We start from the raw sequence: 20,346 nt of genomic DNA on the forward strand, positions 1-20,346 counted from the left end.
CCTCACTGGTGGGGATTGCGGTGGGCGGGTCAGGGTGCCCCACGTGGTGTGGGCCGTCTCACGGCTTGTGGGCCACGGCGAAGATGCGGCGGAAGGGGAAGGCCGTGCCGTGGCGGCCGGGCGGGTATGCCTTGCGCAGCAGGTCGCGGTATTGGGAGAGGAATTCGTCGCGGGCGGACGGGTCGTCGGCGAGTGCGGTCAGGACGGGGCGCAGGGCGGTGCCCTTGACCCAGTCGAGGACGGGGTCATCGCCCTGGAGCAGTTGGACGTAGGTGGTTTCCCAGACGTCGGTCGTGCAGCCGAGGTCGGTGAGGAGTTCGAGGTAGCCGGCGGGCTGGAGGATGTGGACGTAGCGGCGGCCGTGTTCGCCGAGACGGGCGCGCCATTCGGGGGCGTCGCACAGCTCGCCGAGGAGGGCGTGGCTGGGCGAGGTGAAGTTGCCCGGTACCTGGAAGGCGAAGGTGCCGCCGGGGGTGAGGGCGTCGATCCAGCGCTCGAAGGATTCGGGGTGGTTGACGACCCATTGGAGTGCCGCGTTGGAGACGATCAGGTCGTAGCGCTCCGTGGGGGCCCAGTCGGTGGCGTCGGCGGGCGCGAAGTCGATGAGGCCGCCGCCCGGGGTCGGTCCTGCGTAGGAAGCGGCCTGTTCGAGCATGTGGGGCGAGCTGTCCAGGCCGGTGATGTGGGCGTCGGGCCAGCGGTCGGCGAGGAGGACGGTGACGTTGCCTGGGCCGCAGCCGAGGTCGGCGATGCGGGCGGGGCGGCCGGGCGCGGGCAGTTCCGGTATGCGGGTGAGCAGGTCGCGGAACGGTCGGGTACGGTGCTCGGCGTGCCGCAGGTACTGCTGTGGATCCCAGGTGGGTGCAGCGTGCATGGGCAAAACCCCTCTGCTGATACAGGGCCGGTACTGGGCCGTCGCGGGTTCGGTTCTGGCCAACCCGCCGGAATCACGGGTTCCCGCCGACATGCCCAATAGTCGGCGAAAATATATCTCGACGTCAAGAGACTTCATGTCGACAGACCCTTTACACTGATCGTCATGGAGGACGAGGTCGACCGACTGGTCGCAGCATGGCGCCGAGAGCGCCCGGACCTCGACGTGGAACCGCTTGAGGTCCTCAGCCGAGTCTCCAGGCTGGCCAGGCATCTCGACCGGGCCCGCCGCATCGCCTTCTCCGAGGTCGGCCTGGAACCCTGGGAGTTCGACGTACTCACCGCTCTGCGGCGGGCCGGCGCACCGTACCAGCTCTCACCCGGCGCGCTGCTGACGCAGACCCTGGTGACCTCCGGCACGATGACCAACCGCATCGACAGGCTCGCCAAGAAGGACCTCGTCGAGCGGCTGCCCGACCCCAGCGACCGGCGCGGCGTGCTGGTCAGACTGACCCCCGCAGGACGCGACAAGGCCGACGAGTCGCTGGCCGGACTCCTCACCCAGGAACGCGCCATTCTCGCCGAACTCTCCCGCCAGCAGCGCGCCGAACTGGCCGGTCTGCTGCGCCGGTTGACCGGGCCTTTCGACAACATCCCCGGGTGAGCTGCGGGGCGCCACCGGTATCCGTACGGCGCCCGGCCCCCGCCCCGGAGCGGGCACTCACCGCCCTGACGGCCCCTTGCCCGCCGCCGCCCGGTGAGCTTGGATCGCGCCATGAGCCCGCGCGCACCACACCCGGCATCCGGTGGCCCCCACGGCAGGCGGTTCCAGGGCCGTACGGTCGTGGTGACCGGTGCCGCCGCCGGCATCGGGGCGGCCACCGCCGACCGGCTGGCCGCCGAGGGCGCCGCGGTGCTGCTGCTTGACATCGACGACCCGCGCGGCGAGCACACCGCGCGGCGCATCCGGGCGGCCGGCGGAGTGGCCTCGTTCGAGCACTGCGACGTGGCGAGCGAGGACGACTGGCGCCGTGCCGTGGACGCCGCGCGGCAGCGGTACGGGCCGGTCGACGGGCTGGTCAGCAACGCGTTCTGGCCCTACGTGGCGGCTGCGGGCGACACCCCGCTCGCGGACTGGGAACGGCAGCTCGCGGTCAACCTCACCGGCTCCTTCATCGGCGTCCGCGCCGCCCTGGACGACCTGCGCGAGAGGGCCGGATCCGTGGTCCTCACCTCGTCCGTGCACGCCCTGATCGGACTGCCGGGACGGCCCGCGTACGCCGCGTCCAAGGCCGGGCTGACCGGTCTCGCCCGCCAACTGGCCGTCGAGTACGGGCCCGAGGTGCGGGTCAACAGCGTGCTGCCCGGCCCGGTGCTCACCGCCGCCTGGGACGGCATCGGCGAGGAGGAGCGGCGGGCCAGCGCCGGGGAGACCGCGGCGCGGCGGCTCGGCCGGCCCGAAGAGGTCGCCGCGGCCATCGCGTTCCTGCTGTCGGGGGAGGCGTCGTTCGTGACCGGCGCGAGCCTGGTGGTGGACGGCGGCTGGAGCGTCTACAAGAACTCCTCCTGAACATCCGCCCCCGGGCCGCGCCGCGCCTTGAAGCCGGACGCCGGAGGCTGAATGCTGAGCCGGAGCTGAGCCTGCATCCGCGACCGGCGGGCCGCGACCCGCCGGATCCCGACCCAGGGGGTCCGATGGGCATCCGATTCGGCGGCGACTACAACCCCGAGCAGTGGCCCGAGGAGGTGTGGGCCGACGACCTGGAGCTGATGCGGAAGGCCCGCGTCTCGATGGTCACCGCCGGGATCTTCTCCTGGGCCAAGGTCCAACCCCGGCCCGACGTCTGGGACTTCGGCTGGTTCGACCGGGTCATGGACGGCCTCGCCGGGGCCGGCATCGACGTCTGCCTGGCGACGATGACCGCGTCCCCGCCGCCCTGGCTGAGCCACGCGCACCCTGAGATGCTGCCCGAGGACGCGGACGGGCGGCGCCGCTGGCCGGGAGCCCGGCAGCACTACTGCCCCTCAAGCCCCGTCTACCGCAGCCACGCCGTCCGCCTCGTCGAACGGCTCGCCGCCCGCTACGCCGGGCACCCCGCGCTCGCCCTGTGGCACATCGGCAACGAGTACGGCTGCCACACCCGGCAGTGCTTCTGCGAGGTGTCGGCCACCGACTTCCGGCGCTGGCTGCGGGCCCGCTACGCCACCGTCGACGCGCTCAACGACGCCTGGTCGACGGCCTTCTGGTCGCAGGCGTACGGCGACTTCGACGAGGTGCTGCCGCCGCGCACCGCGCCCACCTTCCCCAACCCCGCCCAGCAGCTGGACTACCTACGGTTCGGCGACGAGGCGCTGCGGGCCTGTTATCTGGCCGAAAAGGAGGTGCTGGACCGCCTCGCGCCCGGCGTTCCCGTGACCACCAACCTGATGCCGCAGCACAAGCCCGTCGACGCGTTCGCCTGGGCGCCGCACCTGGACGCGATGGCGCTGGACTTCTATCAGGACCCGTACGTGCCCGACGACCACATCAGGGCCGGGTACGCCTTCGATCTGATGCGCTCGGCGGGCGGCGGGCGGCCCTGGCTGCTGCTCGAACAGGCGCCGGGCGCGGTCAACTGGCGGCCCCGCAACGGCCCCAAGCCGCCGGGCGCGATGCGGCTGTGGAGCTGGCAGGCGGTGGCGCAGGGCGCGGACGCGGTGCTGTTCTTCCAGTGGCGGCAGTCGCTGGGCGGGGCGGAGAAATTCCACTCGGCGATGCTGCCGCACGCCGGGAGCGACACCCGCATCTTCCGCGAAGTCACCGCCCTGGGCGCCGAGTTGGCCGCCGTCCCGGAGATCGAGGGCACCAGGTCGCGGGCCGACGTGGCGCTGCTCGCCGACTGGAACAACTGGTGGGCGCTGGAGCTGGACTCCAAGCCGTCCACCGCGCTCGACCTCGCGCAGCTCTCGATCGAGCACTACCGCCCGCTGTTCGAAGCCGGTGTGGCCTGCGACATCGTGCCGCCCGGACGGGACCTGACCGGCTACCGCATGGTCGTCGTCCCCCACCTGTATCTGCTGACCGCCGAGGACGCGCGGCGGCTGACCGAGTACGTACGCGACGGCGGGCGGCTGCTCGTGTCGTTCTTCTCCGGGATCGTCGACGCGCACGACCGGGTGCATCCCGGCGGCGCCCCCGCGCCGCTGCGGGAGGTGCTGGGCCTGCGGGTGGAGGAGTTCTGGCCGCCGGCCGCCGGGGTGTCCGTCGCGGTGGGCGGCACCTACACCGGACGGGCGGACCTGTGGTCGGAGGCGATCGACCTCGAAGGGGCCGACGCGGTGGCGCACTTCACCGACGGTGACCTCGCCGGGCGGCCCGCGGTGACCCGGCACAACTACGGGCGGGGCACCGCCTGGTACGTCGGCACCCGCCTCGAAGCCGGCCTGCGGCGGGCCCTGTGGGACGACGTGCGGGAGGCGGCGGGTGTGACCCCCGTCCTGCCGGGACTGCCCGACGGGGTGCAGGCGACGGTCAGGGAGGGCGCTGGCGGGCGGTTCCTGTTCCTGCTCAACCACGGGGGCGCCCCGGCCGATGTCGCGCTGCCAGGCCCGATGCGGGACGCGCTGGCCGGGGACGCGGCGGCCCTGGAACGGGTCACGCTGGATGCCCGGGGGGTCGCGGTGCTCACCGACCTGCCGTCGGGCACCCGTTAGGCCAGCGGCACCGGCGCCGCGGTGCCCGTCGGCTCCGCGGGGCCCACTCCGGCGCGGCGGGCCAGTGCCACGGCGGCCAGGGTGGAGTGCACGCCGAGCTTGCCGAGGACGTTCTGCATGTGGGTGCGGACGGTGTGCGGGGAGAGGAAGAGGCGCTCGGCGACGGCCTTGCGGCCCAGGCCCGCCACCATGCAGCGCAGCACCTCGCGCTCGCGCGGGGTCAGCGACTCCACCAGCCGCTCGCTCTCCGTACGGTGCTTGCGGGCCGCGGTCAGCTCGCGCAGCACGCCGGTCAGCAGGGCGGGCGGCAGATGCGTTTCCTCGCGCAGCACGCCACGGATGACGGCCAGCAGCCTGGAGAGCGAGCAGTCCTTGGCGACCCAGCCCCGGGCGCCCGCCAGGAGGGCAGCCGCCGCGCGGCGCGGGTCGTCGCGTTCGGCGAGGACGACCGTGCGCAGCGCGGGATGGCCCGCGCTCACCGCGGAGACCAGCGTGATGCCGTCGAAGGACGCGGCGCGTACGGCGCCGTCCCTGGCCGCCGGCTGCGGGGGCACCGCGGTCAGCTGGGGCGCGGCGCCGCTGAGGTCGGCGTCGGCCAGCAGGACGTCGAAGGGGCGCCCCTCGGCGGCCGACCTGTCGAGGGTGCGCAGCGCGGCGTGGCCGCTGCCCGCCGCCGCAGCGCAGACGTCCGCCTCCGCCGCCAGTGCGGCGGCCAGGGATTCGGCGAAGATGCGGTGGTTGTCGACCACCAGTACCCGGATGCGTTGCACGAAGACCCCCTGTCTTAGGGGAACGGACCATAGCGGGCACGGGGCCCGGGGGACAGTTCGCCGCAACCGCACAGCCGCCGCCGTGCCGACATGGCTACCCCGCCCCGGACGCCGTACCCGCACTCCGCGACCGCGTTCGGCGCCGAGGGGTACCGCTCTCCCCTGATCAGCACCGGCCCCCACCGGCACTGATCTCAGCATACGGACAGGTACGTGCGGCGGGGGAAGATTGCCGAAACTCGTGGCGCGCGGCGCCTTTTCGCGCCCGCGCGCGGGACCGGCCCGTGCGCCCGCCGACGTCAGGCGAGGCGGCGCGCCCCGGGCCCAGGCACCGCGGTGAAGATCCGCGGCGCGGCATGTCCCGCCGCCGCGAACGCCGCGGTGACGGCGGCGCTCACGGTGTCAGCCGCCGCCTCGTCGACGAGCACGATCGCCGAGCCGCCGAAGCCGCCGCCGGTCATCCGCGCCCCGACGGCGCCCGCCGCGAGCGCGGTGTCGACGGCCAGGTCCAACTCGGCGCAGGAGATCGCGAAGTCGTCGCGGAGCGAGGCGTGGCCCGCGGTCAGCAGCGGCCCGATGGCGCGGATGTCGCCCGCGTCCAGGTGCGCGACGACCTCTTCGACCCGGTGGTTCTCGGTGACGATGTGCCGCACCAGCGCACGGGTGTCCGGCGCGTCCGGTGTATCCGTCAACGCGACGAGCGCGTCCGCGAGTTGAGCGTGGGGGACGTCGCGCAGCGCGGGCACGCCGAGCGCCCGCGCGCCGCGCTCGCACCCGGTGCGCCGCTCGGCGTACGCGCCGTCCCCCAGGTCGTGCTTGACGCGGGTGTCGACGACCAGCAGCCGCAGCCCCTGGGCCGCCACGTCGAACGGGACCTGGCGGCTGCGCAGGTCGCGGGTGTCGAGGAAGAGGGCGTGGCCTGCGGTGCAGCAGGCGGCTGCGGTCTGGTCCATGATCCCGCAGGGCACGCCGACGAACGCGTTCTCGGCGCGCTGCGCCAGCTGGGCCAGGCGCTGCGGGGTGAGGCCGAGCGCGTAGAGGTCGTTGAGGGCGAGTGCGGTGACGACCTCCAGGGCGGCCGACGAGGAGAGTCCGGCGCCGGTCGGCACCGTGCTGTCGACGTGCAGGTCGGCGCCGCCGACCGGCAGCCCGGCTTCCCGCATCGCCCAGACGACGCCGGCCGGGTAGGCGGCCCAGCGGCCGTCCGGTGCGGCCCGGCTGCCCGCCGCAGTGTCCATTGGCGCGGGCCGCAGGGTGTCGGTGTGCAGTTCGACGATGCCGCCTTCGGCGTTGCCCGAGTGCAGCCGCAGGACGCCGTCGGTGCGGGGGGTGACGGCGGCGATGGTGGTGTGCGGCAGGGCCAGGGGCATCACGAAGCCGTCGTTGTAGTCGGTGTGTTCACCGATGAGGTTGACCCGTCCGGGCGCCGCCCAGATTCCTGCGGGGGCGGCGCCGTACACCGCGCGGAAGGCCGCTTCGGTGGGCGCGGCGCCGTGCTCCGCGGCCGGGGTGGCGGCTTCGTGCGCGATCATGCGGGGCTCCTTGGGTTCAGGACTGCTCGGCCGGGCGCCGGGCGAACTCCCAGGCGTCCGCGACGATTCCGGCGAGGTCGGTGCGGGTGGGCCGCCAGCCGAGGCGGTCGATGGCGGTCTGCGCGGAGGCGACCAGGACGGCCGGGTCGCCCGGCCTGCGCGGGGCGGCGGTCTCGGGGACGGGGTGCCCGGTGACCTTGCGGACGGTCTCGATGACCTCGCGGACCGAGAAGCCGTTGCCGTTGCCGAGGTTGCAGATGAGGTGCTCGCCTGGGGTGGCCGCGTCCAGCGCCAGCAGATGCGCATCGGCGAGGTCGGCGACGTGGAGGTAGTCGCGTACGCAGGTGCCGTCGGGGGTCGGGTAGTCGTCGCCGTAGACGGAGATCGCCGCGCGCCTGCCCTGGGCGACCTGGAGGACGAGCGGGATGAGGTGCGACTCGGGGTCGTGGCGCTCGCCGCAACTCCCGTACGCGCCCGCGACGTTGAAGTAGCGCAGCGATACGGCGGCCAGGCCGTGGGCCGCGGCCTCGCCGCTGATCATGTGGTCGACGGCGAGCTTGCTCGCGCCGTAGGGGCTGGTGGGCGCGGTGGCGGCGGATTCGGTGATCGGGGTGGTGGCCGGCTCGCCGTAGGTGGCGGCGGTGGAGGAGAAGACGAGCGTGCCGACGCCCGCGTCGCGCATCGCGGCGAGCAGGTCCATGGTGCCGCCGACGTTGTTGCGCCAGTACTTCTCCGGGTCCGCGACGGACTCGCCGACCTGGGAGAACGCGGCGAAGTGCAGGACGGCGTCGTAGGAGGCGTCGAGGTGACGGGCGGCGTCCTGGATGCGGCCCTCGACGAAGCGGGCGCCGTCGGGGATGCCCTCGCGGTGGCCCGTGGAGAGGTCGTCGAGCACGGTCACGTCGTGGCCGGCCTCCAGCAGATGCGCGGCGACGACGCTGCCGACATATCCCGCTCCGCCTGTGACCAGGTACTTCTTGCTCACTTGCTGGCTACCTCTCGCAGTCGCTCGGCCGCGGCTTCCGGCGGCACGTCATTGATGAACACATTCATGCCGGATTCGGAACCCGCGAGAAACTTCAGCTTTCCTGGAGTGCGGCGAATGGTGAAAAGCTCAAGGTGGAGCGCGAACTCGGCGCGGTCGGCGGCACGTACGGGCGCCTGGTGCCAGGCGGCGATGTACGGGGTGCGAGCGGCGTCCGGCGTGCGCGGTCCCCGTCCGTCACCCTCGTCGAAGATCCGGTCGAACCTCCGCAAGAGTTCCAGGTAGATCTGTGGGAACTCTGTGCGTGCCGCGTCGTCCAGGGCGGTCAGGTCGGGCACCCGGCGGCGGGGGTAGAGGTGCACCTCGTAGGGCCAGTGGGCGGCGTACGGGACAAAGGCGGTCCAGTGGTCGCCCTCCAGAACGATGCGGCGGCCCGCGGCGCGTTCGTCGGCGAGTACGTCGTCGAAGAGGTTGCGGCCTCCGGTGGCCTCGCGGTGGGCGGCGAGCGAGGTGAGCATCCGCTCGGTGCGGGGGGTGGTGAAGGGGTAGGCGTAGATCTGGCCGTGCGGGTGGCCGAGGGTGACGCCGATCTCCGCGCCGCGGTTCTCGAAGCAGAAGACCTGTGCCACCTGCGGCAGTTGGGACAGGGCCGCGGTGCGGTCGGTCCAGGCGTCCAGGACCAGGGCGGCCTGAGCGGGGGTGAGGTCGGCGAAGGACGCGTCGTGGTCGGGGGTGAAGCAGACGACCTCGCAGCGGCCACTGTCGCCGGCGAGCGAGGGAAAGCGGTTCTCGAAGACGGCGACGTCGTAGTCGGCCTCGGGGATCTCGGTGAGCCGGCCCTCACGCGTGGGGCAGAGCGGGCACTGGTCGGCCGGCGGGTGGTAGGTGCGGCCCTGGCGGTGCGAGGCGATGGCGACGGCGTCGCCGAGCAGCCGGTCGTGCCGGATCTCGGACGCGGTGGAGACCGGGTCGAGGGGGCGGCGGTCGGTGGCGGTGCGGGCGGTGTCGTCGCGGGAGTCGTAGTAGATGAGCTCCCGGCCGTCCGCCAGCCGGGTCGTCGTCTTCTTCACGGGAGCTCCTCACCAGCGACCAAACACAAACAAACACAATGAAGCACAACCCAACAGCCCCGTCAACACGGAACCGAGACAGGGGGGTTCGGCGCTCCTCAGCAGGTGTTATCCGGCTTTTCCGGCCAAACGGGCCGAGGTGATCTCCCTTGTCCAAACTGAAACGAACAGAAGTGTTCAGTTTCCGGAACCTCGCGCGTAGGTTTTTGTGCGTTCCACGCGAGCACAACGATGTGTCCTCTGGGGGCCACCCCCAGACCCCCGGAAATGAGTGCCCACATGATCACCTTGGCCGAAGGGCTCCGGCTCCCCACCAACGCGCTCGACTACACGATCCTGGCCCTCTACTTCGCCGTCGTCCTCGGCATCGGCTTCGCCGCCCGGCGCAGCGTCAAGACGAGCCTGGACTTCTTCCTCTCCGGCCGGTCACTGCCCGCCTGGGTCACCGGCCTCGCGTTCGTCGCCGCCAACCTCGGCGCCACCGAAATCCTCGGCATGGCCGCCAACGGCGCGCAGTACGGCGCCTACACCGTCCACTGGTACTGGATCGGCGCCATCCCCGCCATGGTCTTCCTCGGCCTGGTGATGATGCCGTTCTACTACGGCTCCAAGGTCCGCTCGGTGCCGGAATTCCTGCTGCACCGCTTCGGCCCTTCCTCGCACCTGCTGTCGTCGGTGATCTTCGCCGTCTCGTCCGTGCTGATCGCCGGCGTGAACCTGTACGCCATGGCGATCGTCCTCCAGGCGCTGCTCGGCTGGCCGCAGTGGGTCGCGATCGTCGTCGCCGGCTTCTTCGTCCTCGCGTACATCACCATCGGCGGCCTCTCCTCGGCGATCTACAACGAAGTGCTCCAGTTCTTCGTCATCCTCGCCGCGCTGATACCGCTGACCATCGTCGGACTCAAGCGCGTCGGCGGCTGGGACGGCCTGACCGACTCGCTGTCCTCCTCGCACGGCGACGCGTTCCTCACCGCCTGGAAGGGCACCGGCATCGGCGAGGCCAACCCGCTCGGCGCCAACTGGCTGACCATCGTGCTCGGCCTCGGCTTCGTGATGAGCTTCGGCTACTGGACGACCAACTTCGCCGAGGTGCAGCGCGCCCTGTCCGCGAAGAACCTGTCCGCCGCCAAGCGCACCCCGCTGATCGCCGCCTTCCCCAAGATCTTCATCCCGCTGGTCGTGGTCGTGCCCGGCCTGATCGCGCTGGTCATGGAGCCCTCACTGGGCAAGTCCAAGGACGGCCTCCAGTACAACGACGCCATCCCCGTCCTGATGCGCGACCTGCTGCCCAACGGTGTGCTCGGCATCGCTGTGACCGGCCTGCTCGCCGCCTTCATGGCCGGTATGGCCGCCAACGTGTCGTCCTTCAACACCGTCTTCACCAACGACATCTGGGCCGCGTACCTCAAGAAGGGCCGCCCGGACGGCTATTACCTCAAGACCGGACGCGTGGTCACCGCCGTCGGCGTGCTGATCGGCATGGGCACCGCCTTCATCGCGTCCAGCTTCAGCAACATCATGAACTACCTCCAGACGCTGTTCTCCTTCTTCAACGTCCCGCTGTTCGTGGTGTTCATCATCGGCATGTTCTGGAAGCGGACCAGCGCCGCCGCCGGATTCTGGGGCCTGCTCTCCGGCACCGTCGCCGCGATGATCAACTACTTCTGGCTCTACAAGCAGGGCATCATCGCCATCCCGTCCGAGCAGGGCGCCAACTTCGTCTCCTCGATCGTCGCCTTCGTCGTCGGCGCCGTGGTGATGCTGATCGTCACCCTGATCACCAAGCCCGAGCCCGCCGAGAAGCTCGCCGGACTCGTCTACGGCACCCGGTCGCCCGACATGGAAGAGCTGCCCGCGGAGGGCGACGACGCCTGGTACCGCAAGCCGGCCCTGCTGGGCTGGGGCGCGGTCGCGCTCGCCGCCCTCTGCTACATCCCCTTCTCCTTCTGAGTCTGCCGAGGACTGCACCATGAGCGACTACCAGCACGAAGTCGAGGAACTTGAACGCGAGTCCGCGACCGCCGCGCGACTCTTCGACGTACGGCGCATCATCGGCGGCCTCTTCGTCGTCTACGGCGTGATCGTCACCATCGCGGGCATCACCGCGTCCGACGCCGACCTCAAGAAGGCCCAGGACATCAACATCAACCTCTGGACGGGCCTTGGCATGCTCGCCCTCGGACTGTTCTTCCTGATCTGGCTCACACTGCGGCCCGCCGTCCCGCCGACCGCCGACGAACTCCGCGAGGAGATGGCGGACCGCCCTCCGTCGCACTGACCGGAGCGGCGCCTGAACCCCGGCCGCCCGGCCGGGGTTCAGGCGCAGGGTCTCAGCCCCCGCAGCCCGTCATCCGCTCCAGCAGCCCCGTACGCGCCGCCAGCGCCGCCGCCTCCAGGCGCGAGCCCACCTCAAGCTTCATCAGCACCCGCTGCACATGCGTCCGCGCGGTGCTCGGCGCCGTCCCCATCCCCGCCGCGATCTGCCGGGTGTCCTCGCCCTCGGCGACCCGCATCAGCACCTCGATCTCGCGCGGGGTCAGCAGCGCCAGCAGCCGCGCCCCCTCGTCGTCCGGCTGCGCCACCGGATGCAGCAGCTCGTGGAACGCCTGCTGCAACAGCTGCGGGGCGACAGCCGCGTCACCGGCCCGCGCCCGCAGCATGGCGCGCTCCACACCCTCGATCCGCTCGTCGTGCCGGACGTAACCCGACGCCCCGGCGGCGAAGGCGGCGCCGATCCCCCGCGGGCTCGGCACCGGGCCCAGCACCACCACGGCGATCTGCGGTCGCTCCCTCTTGATCCGCGCGACCGGGTCGAACGCGCCCTGCGCGGCCGGCTCCGCCGTCCCCAGCAGGCACACCTCCGGCGCCCTGCTGATCACCAGATCCGCGGCCCCGGCGGACGGCGCAGCCGCCGCGAGTACCCGGTGCCCCCGCAGTTTCAGGGCCGAGGCGAGCGCCTCGGCCAGCAGACGGTGATCGTCGACCACCATGAGCCGCACGCCCATCCAGCACCCTCTCCATCCCGGCGGGGCCGGCCCCGGCCCCCGCCGGGCCCCTCCGTCCACGGGAAGCTACACGCTCGTCGGTCGATGCGCGCCCCCGTCGGACGGAAGTCGGCCGGAATACCGGGATGCGGCAGCCACCGGGCCGATTGCGGCCGGTGGCCCCGCACGCGGCTCAGGCGTCCTCGGCCAGCTCCAGCCAGCTCATCTCCAACTCCTCGCGCTGCCCCGCCAGTTCACGCAGCTGCGCGTCCAGACCCGCGACCTTCTCGAAGTCGGTGGCGTGCTCGGCGATCTGCGCGTGCAGCTTCGCCTCCTTGTCACCGATTTTGTCCAACTGCCGCTCGATCTTCTGGAGTTCCTTCTGCGCCGCGCGGTTGACCGCCGCCGCCTTCTTCGGCGCCGCCGCCTGCGCGGGCGCCGGAGCCGCCGCCTCGCTCATCCGCTGCCTGCGCTCGATGTACTCGTCCAGGCCACGCGGCAGCATCCGCAGCGCCGCGTCACCCAGCAGCGCGAACACCCGGTCGGTGGTCCGCTCCACGAAGTACCTGTCGTGGCTGATGACGATCAGCGAACCGGGCCAGCCGTCGAGCAGGTCCTCCAGCTGCGTCAGCGTCTCGATGTCGAGGTCGTTGGTCGGCTCGTCAAGGAACAGCACGTTCGGCTCGTCCATCAGCAGCCGCAGGATCTGCAACCGCCGCCGCTCACCACCCGACAGATCGCCGACCGGCGTCCACTGCTTCTCCTTGCTGAAGCCGAACTGCTCGCACAGCTGCCCCGCGGTCATCTCCCGGCCCTTGCCGAGATCCACCCGCTCCCGCACCCGCTGCACCGCCTCCAGCACCCGCAGCGCCGGATCCAGCTCGGCAACCTCCTGCGAGAGATACGCCAGCTTCACGGTCTTGCCGACCACGACCCGGCCCGCCACCGGCTGCCGCTCGCCCTGCGAACGGGCCGCCTCCGCCAGCGCCCGCAGCAGCGACGTCTTGCCCGCGCCGTTCACACCGACCAGACCGATCCGGTCACCGGGCCCCAACTGCCAGGTCAGATGCTTCAGCAGAATCTTCGGGCCCGCCTGGACCGTGACGTCCTCCAGCTCGAACACCGTCTTGCCCAGCCGGGAGTTGGCGAACTTCATCAGCTCGGCGGTGTCCCGCGGCGGCGGCACGTCCGCGATCAGCTCGTTCGCCGCCTCGATCCGGAACCGCGGCTTGCTGGTACGCGCCGGAGCGCCGCGCCGCAGCCACGCCAGCTCCTTGCGCATCAGGTTCTGCCGCTTGGCCTCTTCGGTGGCCGCGATCCGCTCCCGCTCGGCCCGCGCGAAGACGTAGTCGCTGTAGCCGCCCTCGTACTCGTGCACATCACCGCGCTGCACGTCCCACATCCGGGTACAGACCTGGTCGAGGAACCACCGGTCGTGCGTGACGACCACCAGCGCGGAGCGGCGGGCCTGAAGGTGCCTGGCCAGCCAGGAGATGCCTTCCACGTCGAGGTGGTTGGTCGGCTCGTCGAGCACGATCAGATCCTGCTCGGCGATCAGCAGCTTGGCCAGCGCGATCCGGCGCCGCTCACCACCCGACAGCGGCCCGATGACGGTGTCCAGACCCTGCCCGAAACCCGGCAGGTCGAGGCCGCCGAAGAGACCGGTCAGCACGTCACGGATCTTGGCGTTGCCCGCCCACTCGTGATCCGCGAGATCACCGATGACCTCGTGCCTGACCGTCGCCGCCGGATCCAGCGAGTCGTGCTGCGTCAGCACCCCCAGACGCAGCCCGCCGGAGTGCGTCACCCGGCCGTCGTCCGCGCCCTCCAGCTTCGCGAGAATCCGGATCAGGGTGGTCTTGCCGTCCCCGTTGCGCCCGACGACGCCGATCCGGTCCCCCTCGTTGACGCCGAGCGAGACACCGTCGAGCAGGGCACGCGTCCCGTAGACCTTGCCGACGGCTTCCAGATTGACGAGGTTGGTGGCCATTGCTCTCCTGCGCTTCCCCACGATGCGCTTCACATCGATCGACCGTTCCAGCCTAGTCGGCGCGGGAAAGGGCCCCGCCCGGACGTGAGCACCGGTCGTGAGCGCCGGACGTGAGCATCCGTACCGATGCCCGGCAGGGCCCGACGGACATAGCGTTCCCCCATGAGCAATGAGCAGATACCCGCCGTCCGTCCGCCGTCGGCCGGGGACCGGTCCGCACCCGTGGTGCCGTCCGTCGCGGGCCGCTTCGTCATCGGCCTGCTCCTGCTGGGGTTCGCCGGGGTGACGGCGCTGTTCGGGCCGATGCTGGTGATGGCGGGCGACAGCTGCTTCGACGGTGACGCCCGCGCCATCTGCTCGCTGGGCGGGCAGCGGACGGTCGGCACACTGCCGGTAGCGGCCGGTTTCGCCGCCGCCGTCCTCACCATCGCGGGGCTGAGCAGTCGCCGTCGCCGCACGGCGGGCGGGATCTGCCTGGCGGCTGCGGCGGTCCTGCCCGCCCTGGCGTGGGTGGTGTCGCTGGCGATCGTGGGGGCCTGAGGCACGACGGGACCGATGAGGATTCCTCGCCCCTACCAGCTCTTACAGCTCAGCATTTCTTCTCATTGAAGGGGCGAATTCCGGCCTGAACGCATAGTCGCATTTCTTCGTTCGATCGCGTGAAACACGGAAATCTGCCTCCCTTTCGAGAAATTGTCCGGGCACCCTTTCGCTGCGGACCCTCTACCGATGGTCTGCGCATTGCGAGCTTCGTGAAGGGGTGGACGAATGGCCAAGCTGCGTGCTCCTCATTGGGTAGCGGTGGCACTGGCCGGCTGTGCCGTGGGGATCGGTGCCGCATGGACCGTTCCCGCGCTGGCCAACCAGTCGGCCGTGCAGGCGGCTCCGCAGTACAAGCTCGTGCTCAGCAGTCCGGGCACCGAGGTGAGGGCCTTCTGCCCGGCGGGCTACACCGTCACCGGCGGAGGGTACGCCGGTAGCAGCAGCCCGGCGCTGGCCAGCGTGCCGTTGGGTGGCCTGGACGGCTGGTACGCGAGGGCCCCCAGTCCGTGACCGCCTGGGCTATTTGCGTCTCAGGCGGCTGATTTCCTCCGCCGCCCGCAGAGGTCCCGTCCGTAATTCTTCCGGGCGGGACCTCTGTCATGAATCCGTCCGAAGAAACGAATTCCCCCGCCGACCGCCCTTCGCGAATATCTCGCCGGGCCCGTACGGGTAGGTGCGGGGACTGCCGATTACGGGCGGCCTCAGCAGCGCCCGCCTCCGCCGGACGACCATGCGTTGAGTGTCCTCACGGCATCCTCCAGTGCCTGGCGCCTGGCGTTCTGATCCGCAGGACACTGCCGCTCCTCGGGCGGGGGTACGTACGCGGGTACGTACGGGCGGACGAGGCGGTTGCCCTCGCCACACAGGAGAAGCAGGCCGGGCGGCACCCGGGAGACGTATACGAGCTGCCGCCTCAACGGCTGGCTGCCCTGCGCAGAACCTCGGTGAGCTTGCGGGCGGTGGCCGCGTTGCAGTTGCCGAGGGCGACGAGCGGGACGCCGTAACTGCCCGCGAATCCCGGCAGATCGATGCCGAGCGACGGCAGCGTGATGCCGTTGTCCTTGAGCGCGGTACGCAGCTCCTCGGCGCTGTCGTGTACGTCGTCGGGGGTGGTGTGGTGAATGGGCATGCGGCTACACCTTCCTGTGCGCCGCGTTCGGCGCACTGACGCTTGGAACATCCCTTGGATTGCCCAACGGGCATGCAGATGGCGGCACTTGGGGAGCCCCCGCGTGCTGCACGGCACTACTTGGACCGTAGGGGCATGTATGCGCCGTGGCAAGGTTGGCGCCCAGCATTAGCTAGGTTGGGTGGACCGTCCACACCGTTACGCGCGAAACTGTGCGCAAAAAGGGGAAGGTGACATGCCACCGAGGGACAACCCAACGGCCCGCCAAGCTCGACTCGGCGGCGAGCTACGCAAGTTGCGTGAGCGCGCGGGCAAGACCGCCCGAGAAGCGGCGGGGATGGTTTCGACCGACCAGGCCAAGATCAGTCACATCGAGGCAGGTCGCATCGGAGTCAGCGAGGACCGCATCCGTCGGCTCGCAGTCTTCTACGCCTGCGACGACGAGGCCCTTGTCGAGGCGTTGTGCGCCATCGCGCGTGAGCATCGCGGACAGTACTGGTGGGACGACTATCGCGGCGTGCTCGCTCCCGGATTCCTCGACATCGCTGAGCTTGAACACCACGCAACCGAGCTGCGGTGCCTACAACCCATCACGTTTCCCGGCATTCTCCAGACCGAGGACTATGCACACGCCCTGTTCGCCGGCGCCATTCCGCAGCTTCCCAAAGATGAGCTGAAGGCCCGGGTGGAGCACCGGATGAAGCGTCGGAACATCCTGGAACGCGAATCCCCGCCGAAAATCCACGCCATCATGCATGAGGCAGCAGTTCGTATGCGCGTAGGCGGACGAAAGGTTGCGCGCGGGCAGCTCGAACATCTCTTGTCCATGTCCGACCGCCCCGACCTAACCCTCCAGGTCATCCCCTTCGCGAGCGAGGAATTCATCGAGGTAACGCTGACGCTGATGTACGCGAGCGGCGTCGTCCCGCAGCTCGACACCGTCCACATCGACGCCCCGATCGGCGACAACCATTTGAGTTCAGCCGCCGACCTCGACCGTTATCGCACGCTGCTCGATCGTGCCGAGCAGGCGGCACTCACGCCCCAAGAGTCACTAAATTTCATCCATCACATCGCAAGAGAACTGTGAGAGTCAGGATATGAGCAGCGAAATCAAGTGGCAGAAGTCAAGCTTCTCTGGGGCGGACGGCCCCCAGTGCCTTGAAACCGCCATAGCCGACGGTGAAGTCCTCTTGCGCGAAAGCGACGACCCCACCATCATCGTCAAAACCACCCCCGAAAAACTCGCCGCCTTCATCCTCGGCGTGAAGAACGGCGAGTTCGACCACTTCGTCAGCTAGAGGACGGTCGCCCCAGGCGCCGGCGCCACCGCCGTACGCACCGCGCGGCAGGTGCCCGACGCGGTCAGGGCCGCCGCCACCCGCTGTGCCGCCTCCTGGTCCTTGACCAGGAACGCCGTCGTCGGGCCCGAGCCCGAGACCAGGGCGGCCAGGGCGCCCGCCTCCGTACCGGCGTCGAGGGTCGCGGTGAGGGAGGGGCGCAGGGACACGGCGGCGGCCTGGAGGTCGTTGGTGAGGGCGTCGGCGAGCGCACCGGCGTCCCCGGACTTCAGGGCGGCCAGGATCGCGGGCGACGCCTCGGGGGCGGGGACCTCCGTGCCCCGCGTGAGGCGGTCGAACTCGCGGTAGACGGCGGGGGTGGACAGGCCGCCGTCGGCGACTGCGAAGACCCAGTGGAAGGTGCCGCCGACGGTGAGCGGGGTCAGCAGTTCGCCGCGGCCCTGGCCCAGCGCCGCGCCGCCGACCAGGCTGAACGGTACGTCGCTGCCCAACTCGGCGCAGATGTCGAGGAGTTCGTCGCGCGAGGCGTGCGTCGACCAGAGGGTGTCGCAAGCCAGCAGGGCGCCGGCGGCGTCCGCGCTGCCGCCTGCCATGCCGCCGGCGACCGGGATGTCCTTGGCGAGGTGGAGGTGGACGTCGGGTGCGATGCCGTGCCGGGCGGCGAGGAGTTCGGCGGCGCGGGCGGCGAGGTTCGTGCGGTCCAGGGGGATCTGGTCGGCGCCGCGGCCATCGGCGGTGATCCGCAGGGTGTCGGCGGGGGTCGCGGTGACCTCGTCGTAGAGGCCGACGGCGAGGAAGACGTTGGCCAGGTCGTGGAAGCCGTCCGGGCGGGCGGCGCCGACCGCCAGCTGGACGTTGACCTTCGCCGGCACCCGGACCGTGACCGATGCGCTCACGCCGCGCCTCCCTTTGCCTGACGGATGCCGGGCGCCCCGCCCAAGCCCTTGTGCTCGGCGATCCGCGCGAACTCCTCGACGGTCAGCGACTCGCCACGGGCCTGCGGCGAGACACCGGCGGCGACCAGCGCGTCCTCCGCTGCCGCCGCCGAACCCGCCCACCCGGACAGCGCGGCCCGCAGCGTCTTGCGGCGCTGCGCGAACGCGGCGTCGACGACGGCGAAGACCTCGTCCCGGGTGGCGGTGGTCTCGGGCGGCGCCGTACGGCGGACCAGCGAGACCAGTCCCGAGTCGACGTTCGGGGCGGGCCAGAAGACGTTGCGGCCGATCGACCCGGCGCGCTTGACCTCGGCGTACCAGTTCGCCTTGACGGACGGCACGCCGTAGACCTTGTTGCCGGGACGGGCGGCGAGCCGGTCGGCGACCTCGGCCTGGACCATGACCAGGGTGCGGTCGATGGTCGGGAACGTCGCCAGCATGTGCAGCAGCACCGGCACCGCCACGTTGTACGGCAGGTTGGCGACCAGCGCGGTGGGTGCGGCCCCCGGCAGCTCGGTGACCTGCATCGCGTCCTGGTGGACCAGCGCGAAGCGGTCGGCGCGGCCTGGCATCCTGGCCGCGACGGTGGCAGGCAGCGCGGCGGCCAGCACCTCGTCGATCTCGACGGCGGTGACCCGGTCGGCGGCCTCCAGCAGCCCCAGGGTCAGCGACCCGAGGCCGGGGCCGACCTCGACGACGACGTCGTCGGGCCGCACCCCGGCGGTCCGTACGATCCGGCGGACGGTGTTGGCGTCGATGACGAAGTTCTGGCCGCGCTGCTTGGTGGGACGCACGCCCAGCGCGGCGGCCAGCTCGCGGACATCGGCGGGGCCCAGCAGGGGGCCGGACTCGTCGCTGGTGCTGCTCTCACTCATCCCGAAGCCTCGCCGCGCGCCGCCGTGGTCACCCACGGTGCGCGCCTTTCCGTTGTTCGCTCGCTGCGCTCGTTCACCCGGTGAAGCTTACGGGCGCGCGGCGGCGTCCGGCTCCCGGCGGCCCGGCCGCGGTCAGTAGCCGAAGGCGCGTGCCGTGTTGGCCGCGACCGCGGTGGCCAGCGCGTCCTCGGTCACGCCCTTCACCTCGGCCATCGCCCGGAGCGTGACGGGGATGAGGTAGGGCGCGTTCGGCCGGCCGCGGAACGGTGCCGGGGTGAGGAAGGGCGCGTCGGTCTCGACGAGGATCAGCTCGGCGGGGGCGACGGCGAGCGCGTCGCGCAGCGGCTGGGCGTTCTTGAAGGTGACGTTGCCTGCGAACGACATGAAGTAGCCATCGGCGGCGCAGATCCTGGCCATCTCGGCGTCGCCGGAGAAGCAGTGGAAGACGACGCGCTCGGGTGCGCCCTCCTCGCGCAGGATCCGCAGGACGTCGTCGTGCGCCTCCCGGTCGTGGATGACCAGGGCCTTGCCGTGCCGCTTGGCGATCTCGATGTGGGCGCGGAACGAGCGCTGCTGTGCGGCCATGCCGTCGGGCCCGGTGCGGAAGTGGTCGAGGCCGGTCTCACCGACGCCGCGGACCTGCGGCAGGGCGGCCAGCTCGTCGATGCCGGCCAGCGCCTCGTCGAGTGCCGCGGCGCCGCCGGGCTCACGCGCGCCCTGCCGCGGGGTGCCGTCCGGGTCGCCCAGGACGATGCGGGGCGCTTCGTTGGGGTGCAGGGCGACGGTGGCGTGCACCGCGTCGTGGGCGGCGGCCGTCCGCGCGGCCCAGCGTGATCCTTCCAGGTCGCAGCCCACCTGGACGACGGTGGTCACGCCGACGGACGCGGCCTTGGCGAGGGCCTCTTCGACGGTGCCCGCCTGCATGTCGAGGTGGGTGTGCGAGTCGGCGACCGGCACCCGAAGCGGTTCGGGCAGCGGCGGCGGGGCGTCTTTCCGGTCCATGGCCGCGATCCTATGAGGACCGCGGCCGTGGCCTCACGTCCGGGCGCCCGGCACCGTGGCCGGGCCGTGTGCCCGGCGGGTCACCGCGTCACTTGCGGTGGTGGTGCTGGAAGGGGTGCAGCAGGTCGGAGAGGTGCCAGTGGTGGTCTTCCGCGCTCTCGGCCGCCGTGCTGCCCGCGCCCTGCGCCGACTGCTCCGCGCCGGTGGACGCCTCGGTCCCACCGGCCGGCTTCTTCGCCGCACCGCCGGTGTGACGCTGGTACATGCTCTCCATCGCGTGCGACACCGTCGAGACCCGGCCCGCACGCATGATGCGCACGACGTTGCTGGTGCAGTTGCCGCACTTCGGGCTGGTCAGGGGCGACGGCACCCGTTCGCCGTCCGCGTAGTAGACGACGTGCGTGGCACCGGTCGCGTCTATGTGGTGCTCTATCTCGTACGCCTGCTCCCAGCCGTATCCGCATCGCATGCACGCGAAGGCGTACGCCTCGTGCGCCGCGGGCTCGGTACGGGGGCCGGGGTGGGTGCCGGTGGTGGGAATGTCCGCGATGTCGCTCATGTGCCGCTCCTCTTGTCCGCAGGACAAGGTCTCCGGGGACCGTGCGTCCCACCTCCCAGTGGACGCCCATCCCGGCTGCGGTGCAGCTGAGGTTCTTACCTATTG

General features: G+C 71.3%; 21 protein-coding genes. 9 read left to right on the top strand and 12 right to left on the bottom strand.

Going from position 1 to position 20,346, the window contains the following annotated elements; genetic code table 11:
- Positions 1–58 precede the first annotated feature (58 nt).
- Complete coding sequence (locus ACGFNI_RS12750) at positions 59–874, bottom strand: trans-aconitate 2-methyltransferase (RefSeq protein ID WP_393683182.1); 816 nt, start codon at positions 872–874, stop codon at positions 59–61.
- Positions 875–1,039: 165 nt separating this feature from the next.
- Between ACGFNI_RS12750 and ACGFNI_RS12755 the strand changes: the two genes are divergently transcribed.
- From ACGFNI_RS12755 to ACGFNI_RS12765, 3 genes are all read left to right on the top strand, one after another.
- On the top strand, positions 1,040–1,537 hold the full coding sequence (locus ACGFNI_RS12755; RefSeq protein WP_227046123.1) for a MarR family winged helix-turn-helix transcriptional regulator: 498 nt from the start codon (positions 1,040–1,042) through the stop codon (positions 1,535–1,537).
- Between the two features lie 111 nt (positions 1,538–1,648).
- A complete protein-coding gene (locus ACGFNI_RS12760) occupies positions 1,649–2,443 on the top strand; it encodes an SDR family NAD(P)-dependent oxidoreductase (protein WP_393683184.1) in 795 nt (264 codons plus the stop codon).
- A gap of 125 nt (positions 2,444–2,568) precedes the next feature.
- Complete coding sequence (locus ACGFNI_RS12765; protein WP_393683185.1) at positions 2,569–4,566, top strand: beta-galactosidase; 1,998 nt, start codon at positions 2,569–2,571, stop codon at positions 4,564–4,566.
- Here ACGFNI_RS12765 and ACGFNI_RS12770 read toward each other — a convergent pair.
- The 4 genes from ACGFNI_RS12770 to galT form a co-directional block, all read right to left on the bottom strand.
- Positions 4,563–5,336, bottom strand: a complete 774-nt coding sequence (locus ACGFNI_RS12770; RefSeq protein ID WP_393683187.1) for a LuxR C-terminal-related transcriptional regulator — start codon at positions 5,334–5,336, stop codon at positions 4,563–4,565. The two genes, ACGFNI_RS12765 and ACGFNI_RS12770, sit on opposite strands and share 4 nt — an antisense overlap.
- Positions 5,337–5,635: 299 nt before the next feature.
- Positions 5,636–6,868 (bottom strand): galactokinase, encoded by a 1,233-nt coding sequence (gene galK / locus ACGFNI_RS12775; protein WP_393683188.1) that lies wholly within the window; start codon positions 6,866–6,868, stop codon positions 5,636–5,638.
- A gap of 16 nt (positions 6,869–6,884) precedes the next feature.
- Positions 6,885–7,853: a UDP-glucose 4-epimerase GalE gene (galE, locus tag ACGFNI_RS12780; protein ID WP_393683190.1), complete on the bottom strand. Its 969-nt coding sequence runs from the start codon at positions 7,851–7,853 to the stop codon at positions 6,885–6,887.
- A complete protein-coding gene (gene galT, locus ACGFNI_RS12785) occupies positions 7,850–8,923 on the bottom strand; it encodes a galactose-1-phosphate uridylyltransferase (protein ID WP_393683191.1) in 1,074 nt (357 codons plus the stop codon). The genes galE and galT overlap by 4 nt, the downstream gene beginning before the upstream one ends.
- Positions 8,924–9,202: 279 nt before the next feature.
- Here galT and ACGFNI_RS12790 point away from each other — a divergent pair, with 279 nt between their 5' ends.
- Positions 9,203–10,873, top strand: coding sequence for a sodium:solute symporter family protein (locus ACGFNI_RS12790; RefSeq protein WP_393683192.1), 1,671 nt, complete (start codon positions 9,203–9,205; stop codon positions 10,871–10,873).
- 19 nt (positions 10,874–10,892) lie between these two features.
- On the top strand, positions 10,893–11,201 hold the full coding sequence (locus ACGFNI_RS12795) for a hypothetical protein (protein WP_393683193.1): 309 nt from the start codon (positions 10,893–10,895) through the stop codon (positions 11,199–11,201).
- 52 nt (positions 11,202–11,253) lie between these two features.
- Here ACGFNI_RS12795 and ACGFNI_RS12800 read toward each other — a convergent pair whose 3' ends face one another.
- Positions 11,254–11,928, bottom strand: a complete 675-nt coding sequence (locus tag ACGFNI_RS12800; protein WP_393683195.1) for a response regulator transcription factor — start codon at positions 11,926–11,928, stop codon at positions 11,254–11,256.
- A gap of 172 nt (positions 11,929–12,100) precedes the next feature.
- Positions 12,101–13,897, bottom strand: coding sequence for an ABC-F family ATP-binding cassette domain-containing protein (locus ACGFNI_RS12805; protein WP_393683197.1), 1,797 nt, complete (start codon positions 13,895–13,897; stop codon positions 12,101–12,103).
- A 162-nt stretch (positions 13,898–14,059) separates the two neighbouring features.
- On the opposite strand from ACGFNI_RS12805, the gene ACGFNI_RS12810 reads away from it, so the two are divergent.
- Entirely contained in the window at positions 14,060–14,437 is a 378-nt protein-coding gene (locus tag ACGFNI_RS12810) for a hypothetical protein (RefSeq protein ID WP_393683199.1), read from the top strand.
- Positions 14,438–14,665: 228 nt separating this feature from the next.
- Positions 14,666–14,950 (top strand): hypothetical protein, encoded by a 285-nt coding sequence (locus tag ACGFNI_RS12815; protein ID WP_393683201.1) that lies wholly within the window; start codon positions 14,666–14,668, stop codon positions 14,948–14,950.
- 403 nt (positions 14,951–15,353) lie between these two features.
- Here the strand turns inward: ACGFNI_RS12815 and ACGFNI_RS12820 are convergent, their stop codons facing one another.
- Positions 15,354–15,569: a hypothetical protein gene (locus ACGFNI_RS12820; RefSeq protein WP_393683202.1), complete on the bottom strand. Its 216-nt coding sequence runs from the start codon at positions 15,567–15,569 to the stop codon at positions 15,354–15,356.
- Positions 15,570–15,804: 235 nt separating this feature from the next.
- Here ACGFNI_RS12820 and ACGFNI_RS12825 point away from each other — a divergent pair, with 235 nt between their 5' ends.
- Both ACGFNI_RS12825 and ACGFNI_RS12830 read left to right on the top strand, forming a co-directional pair.
- Positions 15,805–16,659 (top strand): helix-turn-helix domain-containing protein, encoded by an 855-nt coding sequence (locus ACGFNI_RS12825; RefSeq protein WP_393683204.1) that lies wholly within the window; start codon positions 15,805–15,807, stop codon positions 16,657–16,659.
- Positions 16,660–16,669: 10 nt separating this feature from the next.
- Positions 16,670–16,870: a DUF397 domain-containing protein gene (locus ACGFNI_RS12830; RefSeq protein WP_393683206.1), complete on the top strand. Its 201-nt coding sequence runs from the start codon at positions 16,670–16,672 to the stop codon at positions 16,868–16,870.
- Here the strand turns inward: ACGFNI_RS12830 and ACGFNI_RS12835 are convergent.
- The 4 genes from ACGFNI_RS12835 to ACGFNI_RS12850 form a co-directional block, all read right to left on the bottom strand.
- A complete protein-coding gene (locus ACGFNI_RS12835; RefSeq protein ID WP_393683208.1) occupies positions 16,867–17,766 on the bottom strand; it encodes a 4-(cytidine 5'-diphospho)-2-C-methyl-D-erythritol kinase in 900 nt (299 codons plus the stop codon). The genes ACGFNI_RS12830 and ACGFNI_RS12835 overlap by 4 nt on opposite strands.
- The gene (gene rsmA / locus ACGFNI_RS12840) at positions 17,763–18,680 is read right to left on the bottom strand and encodes a 16S rRNA (adenine(1518)-N(6)/adenine(1519)-N(6))-dimethyltransferase RsmA (protein ID WP_393683210.1); all 918 of its coding nucleotides are present in this window, start codon (positions 18,678–18,680) and stop codon (positions 17,763–17,765) included. The genes ACGFNI_RS12835 and rsmA overlap by 4 nt, the downstream gene beginning before the upstream one ends.
- Positions 18,681–18,812: 132 nt before the next feature.
- Positions 18,813–19,682 (bottom strand): TatD family hydrolase, encoded by an 870-nt coding sequence (locus ACGFNI_RS12845; RefSeq protein ID WP_393683212.1) that lies wholly within the window; start codon positions 19,680–19,682, stop codon positions 18,813–18,815.
- Positions 19,683–19,770: 88 nt separating this feature from the next.
- On the bottom strand, positions 19,771–20,241 hold the full coding sequence (locus ACGFNI_RS12850) for a hypothetical protein (protein ID WP_393683214.1): 471 nt from the start codon (positions 20,239–20,241) through the stop codon (positions 19,771–19,773).
- Positions 20,242–20,346 lie beyond the last annotated feature (105 nt).

This window comes from Streptomyces sp. NPDC048644, from assembly GCF_043199105.1.
GTDB lineage: Bacteria > Actinomycetota > Actinomycetes > Streptomycetales > Streptomycetaceae > Streptomyces.